The organism is Castellaniella sp. WN (assembly GCF_054457555.1).
In genome coordinates this window covers 1,707,826-1,720,682 of the sequence record NZ_JBTKZC010000001.1, presented here as the reverse complement: position 1 = coordinate 1,720,682, position 12,857 = coordinate 1,707,826, and the positions used below count along the sequence as shown (strand labels likewise).

6 protein-coding genes and 1 pseudogene are annotated in these 12,857 nt (G+C 69.6%); 2 read left to right on the top strand and 5 right to left on the bottom strand.

Translation table 11 applies throughout. The features are described from left to right. Positions 1-89 precede the first annotated feature (89 nt). Positions 90-1,379 carry a methyl-accepting chemotaxis protein gene (locus ACTPOE_RS07980; RefSeq protein WP_458871677.1) on the top strand — a complete coding sequence of 430 codons (1,290 nt, stop codon included), beginning with the start codon at positions 90-92 and terminating at the stop codon, positions 1,377-1,379. On the opposite strand, the gene cysG is transcribed toward ACTPOE_RS07980, so the two are convergent. From cysG to mutS, 5 genes are all read right to left on the bottom strand, one after another. Beyond that, positions 1,338-2,783 carry a siroheme synthase CysG gene (gene cysG / locus ACTPOE_RS07975; RefSeq protein WP_458871676.1) on the bottom strand — a complete coding sequence of 482 codons (1,446 nt, stop codon included), beginning with the start codon at positions 2,781-2,783 and terminating at the stop codon, positions 1,338-1,340. The genes ACTPOE_RS07980 and cysG overlap by 42 nt on opposite strands. Further along, complete coding sequence (gene cysI / locus ACTPOE_RS07970) at positions 2,780-4,498, bottom strand: assimilatory sulfite reductase (NADPH) hemoprotein subunit (protein ID WP_458871675.1); 1,719 nt, start codon at positions 4,496-4,498, stop codon at positions 2,780-2,782. Before cysI ends, cysG begins: the two co-directional genes overlap by 4 nt. Before the next feature lie 151 nt (positions 4,499-4,649). After that, complete coding sequence (locus ACTPOE_RS07965) at positions 4,650-6,455, bottom strand: assimilatory sulfite reductase (NADPH) flavoprotein subunit (RefSeq protein WP_458871674.1); 1,806 nt, start codon at positions 6,453-6,455, stop codon at positions 4,650-4,652. A 217-nt stretch (positions 6,456-6,672) separates the two neighbouring features. Next, positions 6,673-7,869, bottom strand: coding sequence for a cupin domain-containing protein (locus ACTPOE_RS07960; protein WP_458871673.1), 1,197 nt, complete (start codon positions 7,867-7,869; stop codon positions 6,673-6,675). A 44-nt stretch (positions 7,870-7,913) separates the two neighbouring features. Next, positions 7,914-10,511, bottom strand: a complete 2,598-nt coding sequence (gene mutS / locus ACTPOE_RS07955; protein ID WP_458871672.1) for a DNA mismatch repair protein MutS — start codon at positions 10,509-10,511, stop codon at positions 7,914-7,916. Between the two features lie 276 nt (positions 10,512-10,787). Here mutS and ACTPOE_RS07950 point away from each other — a divergent pair. Further along, positions 10,788-12,824: pseudogene (locus ACTPOE_RS07950) on the top strand (OPT family oligopeptide transporter). Positions 12,825-12,857: the final 33 nt, after the last annotated feature.

Sequence of the window (12,857 nt, the reverse complement as noted above, 5' to 3'; positions counted from 1 at the left end):
TCCACCTCTCCGGGAAAACGCGAAGTCGAGTCATCTTGTTACTTTTTGTGTATCAGACTAATATGTTAGCAAAGCCACAGGAGACAATCATGAGCATGCGGATACGCTGGATGAGCGGGCGGGTGGCTCAGGACATCCAGAGCCTGGACCGGCAGGCGCTCGACATCACTGTCAACAATGCCAGCATGATGTCCTCGTTCACCAACGTGATCGCCCTGTCGCGCGAGCAGACGGGCATCCTGGCCGCCCTGAGGGACAGCATGGATACCCTGGCGGACAGCGTAGCGACCGTCGTGCAATCGGCCGAGGTCACGCGCGACGGGGTCGACAATATGCACGCCCTGGCGCGTCGGGGGGACGAGCTGCTGGGCGAGACTACGGCGCGGCTCGGGGCGCTGGCCCGGTCGGCGGACGGCCTCAGCGACCGGTTCCGCGAGGTCGTGCGCCGGACCCAGGAGATCGAGAGCATCCTGGGGCTGATCCGGCATGTCGCCATGCAGACCAATCTGCTGTCGCTGAACGCGGCTGTCGAGGCGGCCCGGGCGGGCGAGCAGGGACGCGGCTTCGGCGTCGTGGCCGACGAGGTTCGCAAGCTGGCGGCCCGCACCGACGAGGCCACCGTGCGGATCCGCGAGATGATCGCGGCGATCTCGGCCAGTACGGCCGAGGCCGGCGGCTTCCTCGAAACCGTGCTGGCCGACATCCAGGCGGGGGTCGGGCATGCCCGCGAGGCCGGGCAGGCCCTGAACGACATCAGCCAGCATTCCAGCCGCACGCTGGAGGCTTCGGGCCGGATGACCGAAGCCGCACGGACGCAAAGCGGGCTGAGCCATCGGATCGGCCAGGACATCGAATCCCTCTCGGCGTCGGCCAGGCAGTCCGTCGAATGGGTGGGCAAGAGCAACATCGACCTGCGCCTGGTCCAGGGGCAGATCGGCCTGCTCAAGCGCGGCACCGCGCAGCTGCTGCCGGGGCGGCCGGAACTCGAAGTGCTGTCGGCCTGCGCCGAGGAAATGCGGGCCTGCAACATCCTGATCAAGAATGCCGACGACTATGATGAGATCAGGCCGGTGATCGAGCGGATCGGCGAGATCGACCGGGTCATGGACGAGACCTGGGTCCGCTACCAGCGCCGCGCGCAGGATCGTGCGGCCCAGGAGCGGTTCTCCGCCGCCGTGCGGGCCTATCGCGCCATCCGTGGCGAAATCCTCGACCTGGCCCGGCAAGGCCGGTTCGAGGCGGTGCGGGACAAGATCGGCACGCAGGGGCGCCCCGCCTATGGCGCAATCAAGCAGGCCCTGACGGGCCTCGAGGTCGGGAACGGGCGCGCGAAACGCTCAGGCCGCGGCTTGCCGATGCGTGGCGGGGTCTCCGGCTGACGCCGGCCGCAGGGTCTCGCCGAACCATGCCAGGTCCATGCCCAGCGCGGCGACTGCGCCGACGATGACCAGGGCGGGGGACTGGATGGCGTGGCGGTGCGCGGCCTCCGCGAGCGAGCCCAGGGTGGCGTGCAAGGCGCGCTGCTCCGGCCGTGAACCGTTTTCCACCAGCGCGCAGGGCAGACCGGGGGCATGGCCCTCGGCCAGCAGCCGGGCGCTGAGCGCCGGCAGGCGCTCCACCCCCATGTAGTACACCCGGGTCCGGCCGTCACCCTGGGCCGGGCCGTGCGGCTCGGCCGCGTCCGCCTGCTCATTTGCCTTCAAATGCGCCGTGGCCAGGGTCAGGGACTGGGCGTGGTCGCGGTGCGTCAGCGGAATACCGGCATAGGCGCCGCAGGCCAGGGCGGCGGTGATGCCGGGCACGACTTCGTAGGCGATGCCGTGGCGTTTCAGGTGCTGCAGTTCTTCGCCGCCGCGTCCGAAGACCATGGGGTCGCCGCCCTTCAGGCGCACCACGCAACGCCCCTGGCGGGCGTGCGACACCATCAGGGCGTGGATGCGGGCCTGGGTGGATTCGTGCGGGCCGCCGGGGGCCTTGCCGACGTCGATCACCTGCGCGTCGCGCCGCGCCAGGGCCAGGATCGCGGGGCTGACCAGGCGGTCGGCCAGGATCACGTCGGCCTCGTTCAGGGCGCGCAAGCCGCGCAGGGTCAGCAGACCCGGATCGCCGGGGCCGGCGCCGACCAGCAGCACTTTGCCCGCCGGGGGCGGGTTGGTGGCGGCCAGCGTCTGGTCCAGCAGGATTTCCGCCTCGTTGGCGTGGCCGCGCCGCAGGGCGCCCAGGACGGGGCCGTCCAGCAGCCAGTCGTAGAAATCCCGGCGCTGGCGCAGCAGCGGCCGGGCCTGGCGGATCCGCAGCCGTTTGCGTTGCGCCAGCGCGGCCAGGGCGCCCAAGGCCGGATCGAACAGCGACTCGATGCGCTCGCGCAGGCGCCGGGCGATCACGGGTGCGGCGCCGCCCGAGGAAATGGCGATGGTGAGGGGGGCGCGGTCCACGATGGCCGGTACCTGGACGCTGGACAGTTCCGGATCGTCCACGACATTGCAGAACAGGCGGCGGGCCCCGGCGATGTCCGCGACGCGCTGGTTCTGCGCGCGGTCGCTGGTGGCCGCGACGGCCAGCCAGGCCTCGTCCAGCAGGGCGGGGTCGAATTCTCCCAGGCGCAGTTCGATCTCGCCGGCCCGGGCGCGCGCCAGCACCCGGGGATGAGCCGCATGGGCGCTGACGATGACCCGGGCGCCCGCCGCGCGCAGCAGCGCGATCTTGCGCTCGGCCACCAGACCCGCCCCCACGACGACGGCGGTGCGGCCTTTCAGGTCGGCGAACAGCGGGAAGTGGTTCATGCCGCGCTCGCCTTGCGGCCGGGGGTGGCGATATGCGGGTCGCGCGCGTCCGCCTGGATCACGCCGGCGCGCACCAGGAAGTCGCCGAAGCCTTCGTCCGCGACGCGCTCGCGGGCATACTGGCCGAACAGGGCGTCCAGGCTGGACAGGATTTCCGCTTCGGTGATGTTCTCGCGGTAGACGACGTTCAGGCGCTCGCCGATGAAGTCGGCGCCCAGGCGCAGGTCGTAGCGCCCCAGGGCGCGGCCCACCAGGGCGATCTCGCCCAGGTAGGGGCGCGAACAGCCGTTCGGGCAGCCCGACAAGCGCAGCAGGATCGGCGCGTCGCGCAGGCCGTGCGCGTCCAGCAGGGCTTCCAGCCTGGGCAGCAGGACGGGGGCGTAGCGCTCGCTCTCGGCCATGGCCAGGCCGCAGGTGGGCAGCGCGACGCAGGCGATGTGATGGCGGCGGATGCCGCTCTGTTCCTTGTGGCCGTCCAGCCCGTATTCCGTGACCAGGGCGTCGATGGCGGCGCGGTCGGCCTCGTCCACGTTGGCGATCACCAGGTTCTGGTTGCAGGTCAGGCGGAACTCGCCCTTCAGGATCCTGGCGATCTCGCGCATGCCGGTCTGCAGGCGCGGGCCGTCCTGGTCCCACAGGCGGCCGGAGGCGATGTACAGCCCCAGGTGCCAACGGCCGTCCTCGCCGCGCGACCAGCCGTAGCGGTCGCCGTTGCGCTCGAAGCGGTAGGGGCGCAGGGGCTCCAGGGGCGTGCCGCCGCGCAGGCCGACCTGTTCGCGGAACCAGTCCACGCCCAGGCGGTCCACGGTGTATTTCAGACGCGCGTGCTGGCGTTCCTTGCGGTCGCCATGGTCGCGCTGCAGGGTGACCACGGCCTCGGCCACGGCGACCACGTGCTCCGGCCGGGTGAAGCCGATCAGCGTGCCTAGGCGGGGGTAGGTGCTCGGATCGCCCGCCGTCGCGCCCATGCCGCCGCCCACGGCTACGTTGAAGCCCTGCAGTTCGCCGTTCTCGATGATGGCGACCAGCCCCAGATCATTGGCGAAGACGTCGCAGTCGTTGGTCGGCGGGATGGCGATGCCGATCTTGAACTTGCGCGGCAGGTAGGCGGAGTCGTTGCCGTAGATGGGTTCCTCGTCGACCGCCTCGCCGACCTGTTCGCCGCCCAGCCAGATTTCGGCGTAGGCGCTGGTGCGCGGCAGGAAATGGTCGGACAGGCGTTGCACCCAGGCTTGCGTCAGCGCGTGCTGGCTGGACAGGTGGGGGTTGACCGAGCTGATCACCTGGCGGTTCACGTCGCCGCAGGCGGCGATCGTGGTGGCGCGGGCGTCGTGGATGCCCTGCATGAAGGCGCGCAGGTTGCGCTTCAGGATGCCGTGCCATTGGAAGGTCTGGCGCGTGGTGATGCGCAGGCCGCGCGTGGCGTATTTTTGTGCCAGTTCGTCCAGCGCCAGCCATTGCTCGGGGCTGATCACGCCGCCCGGCAGGCGCGCGCGCACCATGAAGGCGTAGGCCGGCTCCAGCTTCTGCTTGCGCCGCTCGTCGCGGATGTCGCGGTCGTCCTGCATGTAGCTGCCGTGGAATTTCAGCAGTTTGGTGTCGGCTTCGGGGATGGCGCCGGTGACCGGGTTTTCCAGTTCCCGGGCGATGGTGCCGCGCAGGAACCGGCTTGCGGTCTTGATTTCTTCCAGGGGGGACAGGGGGGAAACGCTCATGTCGGAGTATCGGGATCGAAAAGAGAATCGGTGTTTGAACGGGCGGGCGCCGGGTTTGCATTCGGCCGGGGCACGAGGCGGGAAGCCGAAGGCGGTGCGCTTGCACGGCGAGGCGAACCAACGACGTGATGCGGCTGAATGCGAAGCCGGATCAATAGACGTCGCGCGCGTAGCGGCCTTGCGCGGCGAGGTCGTCCAGCCACTGGCGGGCGCCTTCCTCGTCCAGGCCACCGTGGTCGCGGGCGATCTCCAGCAGGGCGGCGTGCACATCGCGGGCCATGCGGTCGGCGTCCCCGCAGACGTAGACGTGGGCGCCCGCCTGGACCCAGTCGTACACGTCGGCGCCCTGGGCCAGCAGCCTGTGCTGGACGTAGACCTTTTCCTCCTGGTCGCGGGAGAATGCCAGGTCGATGCGGTCCAGGTGACCGTCCTTCAGCGCCTGCTGCCATTCGACCTGGTAGAGGAAGTCGCTGGTGAAGTGCGGATTGCCGAAGAACAGCCAGTTGCGGCCCGGGGCGTCCGCCTCGGCGCGCGCCTGGACGAAGGCGCGGAACGGCGCCACCCCGGTCCCGGCGCCGATCATGATGATGTCGCGGGAAGCATCGGCCGGCAGGCGGAAGCGCGTGTTTTCCTCGATGAAGACCGGCACCGTGTCGCCCTCGGACCGTTCGGCCAGGAAATGCGAGGCCACGCCCCAGCGGGATTCGCCCTCGAGCTCGAAGGCGAGATGCCCCAGCGTCAGGTGGACTTCGTCCTCCGCCACCGTCGCGCAGGAGGCGATGGAGTACAGGCGCGGCGTCAGCGGACGCAGGGCCGCCACCAGTTCCGGTCCTGTCCAGCGCGCCGGCCACTGGCGCAGCGCGTCGATCAGCTGGTGCGTGCCCAGGTAGGCGGCCAGCCGATCGCGGGCGTCCGGCGCCAGCAGGGCGGCCAGGTCTCCTTGCCGCGCGCGTTCCGCCAGGGCCGCCAGGAAGGGGCGGGTCAGCACCGTCAATTCGCGGTGGCGGCCCAGCCATTCTCCCAGGGGGCGGCGGGTATCCTGGTGTTCGACGGTATCGGCGGCATTCAGGCCGGTGGCTTCCAGGATGCGGGCCACCAGGGTGTCGTCCTGTACGGGCCAGACGCCCAGGGCGTCGCCCGGTTCGTACTGCAGCCTGCTGCCTTCCAGGGACAACTCCAGGTGGCGGATGTCCTTGTCGCTGTCGCGGCCCGTGATGGCCTGGTTCAGCAGGACTTCAGCCTGGAACGGGTGGTCGCGGGTGAACTTCCCGGCCTGGGGGCGCAGCGGCGTCACGGTAGCCTGGGGGGGGATGGGTGCGGCGGACTGCAGGGCGTTGCGCGCCTGTTCCAGGGCAAGGGCCTGCCAGGGGGCGGCGACCGTCTCGATATCCAGGTCGGCGGCGCCCGCATCCTGCAGGCGCTGCGCGCCCAGTTCGGCCAGGCGGGCGTCGATCTTCTGCGAGATGCCACAGAATGAGGGATAGCTGGAATCCCCCAGGCCCAGTACGGCGTATTTCAGCCGGGGCAGTTTCGGCGCGCGCTTGCCCAGCAGGAATTCGACCCAGGCGATGGAATCGTCCGGCGGATCGCCGTCGCCCTGGGTGCTCATGACCACGTAGAGCAGTTGCTCGTCCTTCAGTTCCTTGGTCTTGTACTGGTCGGCGCGTACCAGGCGCGTCTCCAGTCCCTGAGTCCGCGCCTGTTCGTGCAGGCCGGTCGCGATGCGTTTGGCATTGCCCGTCTGGCTGCCGTAGAGGATGGTCAGGCGCTGGGCCGCGCCGGGCGCGGCGACGGCGGCCACCGTCAGCGGGGGCGCGGCTTCCCGCGCGGGCTGGCGCGCCTGGGCGACGCCCGCGAAATAGCCCGAGAGCCAGTGCAGGCTGGAAGATTCCAAGGTGTCGGCCAGTTCGGCGATCAGGGAATGATGGGCTTCGGGCAGGTAGTTCGGCGCGAGCATGGCACGGTCTTGTGGAAACGAAGGAAGCGTCCATTCTGGGACGCTTCCTTGATGTCGTGAACGAACCGATGCTTATGTTTTTATGCGGATATAAGCAAATTGCCTGACGAATCGAAGCGGCATTCAGGCCGCGACGTGGGGAGATGCCACAATTTGAGAGTGGCCCTGGCCTGACGAATCCGAATTGCTTGCAAGCGGAGAGGTGGGTGGACCGGCCTCAGTCTTCCCAGTGAAGCCAGCCTTCCGCCAGCCATTCGTCGAGCAGGGCCAGGGTCTCGAGGGGCAGGCGGCGGACCGCGTCGGCTTCCAGCGCGCGCCGGTCGGCGAGCACTTCCAGGGCGGGCACGGCCGCCAGGGGCGCGACCTCGCCGTTGATGAAGACCTGCGGGCCGCAGTACATCAGCCGCGTGCAGCGGTCCAGCGCCAGACGGCCCGATGCGGGCACCCCGGCGCTCAGCGAGAGCGGCTCGTCGGCCGGATCGAACAGGGCGCTGTCGGGCAGGGACGTCAGCCATTGGCCCAGGAACCGGGCCGCCACCGCGTGATCCAGGCGAACCCTGGACAGGGTGTCCAGCGTAGCCTGCACCAGCGAATCGGGCAGGGCCGCCGGGGTGCGTGTGGCGGGTTCCCCGGCGTCGGTGTACAACGTGGCCAGGTCCGGGCCGGGCAGGCAGGGATGTCCGTACAGCCCCGGGTCGCCCAGGTGCTGCGCCGAGACCTGATCGGCGGCCGCTTCCAGCAGGCCCCGGGCCAGGGTAGCCTGGCTTGGGACGCGGAAGCCGATGGACAGCGTCATGCAGTCGTTGCCGATCGCCACGCCATCGTGGCAGACGTGCGGAGGCAGGTACAGCAGGTCGCCCGGCTCCAGGATGTCATCCGCATCCGGCTGGAAATCAGCCAGGATCTTCAACGGCAGCCCCGGCACCAGGGCGCGGTCGGCCTGCCGGCTGGTACGCCAACGGCGCCGCCCATGGCCCTGCAGCAGGAACACGTCGTAGCTGTCGAAGTGAGGTCCGACGCCGCCGCCGTCGGTGGCGATGCTGATCATCAGATCGTCCAGCCGGGCGTCGGAAATGAAGCGGAACCGCCGCATCAGCGCGGCCGAGGCGTCGTCGTGCAGGTCCACGCTCTGCACCAGCAGCGTCCAGTTCGGCTGCGCGGCGGACGGCAGCCGGCGAAACGGGCCATGCTTCAGCGACCAGCCGCGTTCGCCGTGGGTGATCAGGCGGGACTCGACCTCCTCGCGGCGGGCCAGCGTCTGCACGTCGCGGATCGTGACCGGCGGCTGGAAACCGGGGATGGCCTGGCGCACCAGCAGAGGCTTCTTCTGCCAGTAGTCGCGCATGAATTCCTGCGGGGTCAGCCCGCCCAGCAAGGGCGTGGGCTGGTCGATGTCGGGGGTCGGAGGATGCATGGAGGAGTCCTGTGATGTGGGACCGGGCGCCTTGCGCGCGGCGGTCAGAGAAAGTCGCGGCGCAGCTGGTAGATCAGTTCCAGCGCCTCGCGCGGGCTGAGGCTGTCGGGTTCCAGCGCCTGCAGGGCGGCGCGCAGCGGCGCGTCCGGATCGCCGCCGGATTCTTCCTCGGTCTGCCGCACGAACAGCGCCAGCTGGGATTCCGCCCGGTTGCGGGCTTCCAGTTCGGCCAGTTCCTTGCGCGCGTGGCGGATCACCACCGGCGGGATGCCCGCGCGCTGGGCCACGTGCAGGCCGTAGCTCTGGCTGGCCGGACCCGGACGGACTTCGTGCAGGAAGACCACGCCGTCGGGCGCGTCGGCCGCCGCCAGGTGGACGTTGGCCACGCCGTGGGTCTTTTCCGGCAGGCGCGTCATTTCGAAATAGTGCGTCGCGAACAGCGTCAGCGCGCGGTTGTGCGTCAGCAGCCGGTGAGCGATGGCCCAGGCCAGCGCCAGGCCGTCGTAGGTGGACGTGCCCCGGCCGATCTCGTCCATCAGCACCAGGCTGCACGGCGTGGCGGCCCCCAGGATCACGCCCGCTTCCATCATCTCCATCATGAAGGTCGAGCGCCCGCCCGCCAGGTCGTCGGCCGCGCCGATGCGCGTGAAGATGCGGTCCACCGGACCGATGCGCGCCCGCGTGGCGGGCACGTAGCTGCCGGCGCGCGCCAGCAGCGCGATCAGCGCCACCTGGCGCATGTAGGTCGATTTGCCGCCCATGTTCGGGCCCGTGATCAGCAGCATGCGGCGTTCCTCGCCCATGCGGCAGTCGTTCGGGGTGAAGGACTCGATGCTGTGCTCCACCACCGGGTGGCGGCCGGCCTCGATGTCCAGGCAGATGTCGTCGGTCAGTTCCGGCGCCACCCAGCCGTGGGCGCGCGCGTGGTGCGCCAGCCCGGCCAGCGCGTCGATCTGCGCCAGGGCGGCGGCGCTGCGCGCCAGGGCCGCCGCGTGCTCCGCCGCCTGCGCCAGGATCTGTTCGTACAGCAGCTTCTCGCGCGCCAGGCCGCGATCCCGGGCCGACAGGACCTTGTCCTCCCAGGCCTTCAGTTCGGGCGTGATGTAGCGTTCCACGTTCTTCAGCGTCTGGCGGCGGCGGTAGTCGTCGGGCACCTTGTCGGCCTGGCCGCGAGAGACCTCGATGAAGAAGCCGTGGACGCGGTTGTATTCCACGCGCAGGTTGGCGATGCCGGTGCGTTCCCGTTCTCGGGACTCGACCTCCAGCAAGAAGGCGCCGTTGTCGCCCGCCAGCTGGCGCAGCTCGTCCAGTTCCGCGTCGTAGCCCGGGGCGATCACCCCGCCGTCGCGCACCATCAGGGCGGGTTCGGCGGCGATGCCATGATCCAGCAGCGCGTGCAGCGACGGGTCCACGGGCACGTCGCGCAGGCAGTCGGCCAGCAAGTTTTGCGCGCCGAAGGCGGATGTGGTCGTCTGCGCCAGCGCGTCCAGTCCGCCCAGCGCATCGCGCAGGCTGGCCAGTTCGCGCGGGCGGATCGTGCCCAGGGCCAGGCGGGTCGCCATGCGTTCCAGGTCGGGCAGCGGCCGCAGCGCGTCGCGCAGGGCGCGCAGCGCGCCGTCGGCGTCCGCCGCCCGCAGCAATTGCGTGATCACGTCCTGGCGGGCGCGGGCCTGCGGATTGTCGCGCAGCGGCGCCTGCAGCCAGCGGCGCAGCTGGCGGCTGCCCATCGGCGTGCGGGCGTGGTCCAGCGTGCTGAACAGCGTCGGGCCGTCGCCGCCGTTCAGCGTGTCCGTGATTTCCAGATTGCGCCGCGTGGCCGGGTCCAGCACCACGTAGTCGCCGCCCGCGTCCACCGACAGGCTGTGCACGTGGCTGAGCGCCTGGGCCTGCGTCGTGCCGACGTAGCGCAGCAGCGCGCCCGCCGCCCGCATCGCCAGCGGCAGATGGTCCAGCCCGAAGGCGCCGACGTCGTTCACGCCGAAATGGCGCAGCAGCGTGTCGCGCGCGCCGTCGGCCTCGAAGTGCCAGTCCGGCACCCGGCTGATCGCGGCGTCCGGTCCGGAGGCTTCCAGCGCCTGCAGGTCCGCCTGTTCCGCGCAGACCAGCTCGGCGGGCGCGATGCGGCCCAGTTCCGCGTCCAGCAGTTCCGGCGTCGATTCGCAGGCCTTGAAGTCGCCGTTGGCCAGGTTCATCCAGGCCAGCCCCACGGCCTCGCGCCCGTGGCCGCGGCCCGCGACCCAGGCCGCGATCCGGCGGTCGTCGTCGGCCGGCAGCAGCGCGTCGTCGGTCAGCGTGCCGGGCGTCACCACGCGCACGATCCTGCGTTCCACCGGCCCCTTGCTGGCGGACGGATCGCCGATCTGCTCGCAGATGGCGATGGATTCGCCCAGCGCCACCAGCCGCGCCAGATAGCCTTCCATGGCGTGGTGCGGCACGCCCGCCATCGGGATCGGTGCGCCGTTGGACGTGCCGCGCTTGGTCAGCGTCAGGTTCAGCAGCCGCGCCCCGCGTTCCGCGTCGTCGTAGAACATCTCGTAGAAGTCGCCCATGCGGTAGAACAGCAGATGCGACCCGGCCTGGGCCTTGAGCTGGAGGTACTGCTGCATCATGGGGGTGTGGCCGGAGAGGTCGGAAGTGGACATGGGCGAGGCGCTGGCAGGGGGTGGAACGGGGAGATACGTATTATCGGTCAATCTGGATGATGCAGGACGTCATGCGGCTTGTCGCCGCGATCTTGTGGGGCCAAGCACTTCCCGGCCCGTATGATGGCGTCTTTAGGCTTGCATGGCGCTATCTTCACATTGCCTGCATCATCGGGGAACCCGGAAGGCCGTGCCGTGACTAATCGCAGCGAATGGATCACAATGCGCGGCGCGTACCGCCCGTTTTTCGAATCATTGCAAGGATCGACCTCCACCATGCCCGAGTCGCACGCATCGCTCAAGGAACTCACCCTGCGAGGTGTGGTTCTGGGCGCCTTGATCACCCTGGTATTCACCGCGTCCAACGTCTACCTGGGCTTGAAGGTGGGTCTGACCTTCGCATCCTCGATCCCGGCGGCGGTGATCTCCATGGCGGTCCTGCGAGCGTTCAGGGACTCCAATGTGCTGGAAAACAATATTGTCCAGACCCAGGCGTCCGCGGCGGGCACCTTGTCCGCCGTCATTTTTGTGCTGCCGGCGTTGCTGATGATGGGATACTAGACGGGATTCCCTCTGCTGCAGACCGCCATGATCTGCGCCTGCGGCGGGATCCTGGGTGTGGTGTTTACCGTCCCGCTGCGGCGCGCGCTGGTCGTCAACAGCGACCTGCCGTATCCGGAAGGTGTGGCCGCCGCCGAGATCCTGAAGGTCGGGCAGAGGCAGGGCGATGGTGCGGAAACCCGGCGGGCCGGCGGATTGCGCGACATCTTGCTGGGCGGGGCGCTGGCGGGCGGCTTCAGCCTGATGACCAGCGGCCTGCGTGTGGCCGGCGATAGCGTAGGCTACTGGTTCAGCATCGGACGCGCCGTGTTCCAGCTGCCCCTGGGCCTGTCCTTCGCCCTGGTCGGCGCGGGGTATCTGGTCGGCATTGTCGGCGGCGTGGCGATGCTGCTGGGCGTGGTGTTGTCCTGGGGCGTCGCTGTTCCCTGGCTGACGTCGCTCGTGCCCATGCCCGACGGCGCCAGTCTGGCAAGCTTCGCCACCGGCATCTGGGTTTCCAAAGTGCGCCTGATCGGCGCCGGCATGATCGCCGTGGCGGCAGTCTGGACCCTGCTGACGCTGATCAGGCCCATGATCGAGGGCATGCGGATTTCTCTGTCGGTGCTGAAGCGCGGATCGGGCGAATCGGGACAGGACCGCACCGATGCCGACCTGCCGCCCGGGCTGCTGCTGAAGCTGACGCTGTTGATGATCCTGCTGCTGGGCGCGACGTTCCAGTCCTTTGTAGCGGACTCCGGCTTGCCCGCGTTGGCCGCCTGGACCCTGGTGGCGGCTGGCGTCGTGCTGGCCTTCGTCTTCGGTTTCCTGGTGGCGGCCGCGTGCGGCTACATGGCGGGTCTGGTGGGCTCGTCGGCCAGCCCGATATCCGGTATCGCCGTGATCGCCATCCTGGCCTCATCCATGATCTTCATTGGCATCGGTCAGGCGCAGGACCTGTTGGGCAGGCCCGAATCCGTGCGTTTCATGACGGCGCTGGCGCTGTTCTGCACCTCGGTCGTCGTGGCTGTGGCGGCGATTTCCAACGATAATCTGCAGGACCTGAAGACGGGCTGGCTGGTGCGGGCGACCCCGTGGCGACAGCAGGTGGCGCTGATCATCGGCTGCGTGATCGGCGCGGTGACGATCCCGCCGGTGCTGGAACTGCTCTACGAGGCTTATGGCTTTATCGGCAGCCTGCCGCGCGAGGGCATGGACCCCGCCCAGGCCCTGGCCGCGCCGCAGGCATCGCTCATGATCACCATTGCGCAGGGCCTGTTCAGCCACACACTCGACTGGACGTACATCCGCATCGGTGTGTTGGTGGGCGCCGCGCTGATCGCCTTCGACTGGGGCCTGGGCCGATGCAGCCGGTTTCGCGTCCCGCCGCTGGCGGTGGCCATGGGCGTCTATCTGCCGCCCACGGTGGCGACGGCGCTGTTCGTCGGCGCCTTGATCTCGTGGTTCGTGCGGATCCGGGTCCGTGCCCGGACGCTGCCGGACGGCGCGGACCGTGAGCAGGCTGAGCAGGCCAGCGAGCGCACGGGCACGCTGTTCGCATCGGGCCTGATCGTGGGCGAGAGCCTGGTGGGCGTCGTGCTGGCCATCGTGATCGTGGGCTCCATGGCGTCCGGCGGCGGCGATGCGCCGCTGGCCGTGGCGGGTCCTGGGTTCGCGTCGGTGGCTACGGGAATCGGGCTGCTGGCTTTTGTGCTGATGTGTGTTGTGTTCGTGCGGCGCGTGCTGGGGGCGGGGGGTTTGGTCGGGGACGATTGAGGTGTCGGGGTATTGGGGGTATTCCGCGTCGGC

Coding starts and splice junctions, on each gene's coding strand:
- ACTPOE_RS07980 (WP_458871677.1), top strand. CDS start 90: ATGAGCATGCGGATACGCTGGATGAGCGGGCGGGTGGCTCAGGACATC.
- cysG (WP_458871676.1), bottom strand. CDS start 2,783: ATGAACCACTTCCCGCTGTTCGCCGACCTGAAAGGCCGCACCGCCGTC.
- cysI (WP_458871675.1), bottom strand. CDS start 4,498: ATGAGCGTTTCCCCCCTGTCCCCCCTGGAAGAAATCAAGACCGCAAGC.
- ACTPOE_RS07965 (WP_458871674.1), bottom strand. CDS start 6,455: ATGCTCGCGCCGAACTACCTGCCCGAAGCCCATCATTCCCTGATCGCC.
- ACTPOE_RS07960 (WP_458871673.1), bottom strand. CDS start 7,869: ATGCATCCTCCGACCCCCGACATCGACCAGCCCACGCCCTTGCTGGGC.
- mutS (WP_458871672.1), bottom strand. CDS start 10,511: ATGTCCACTTCCGACCTCTCCGGCCACACCCCCATGATGCAGCAGTAC.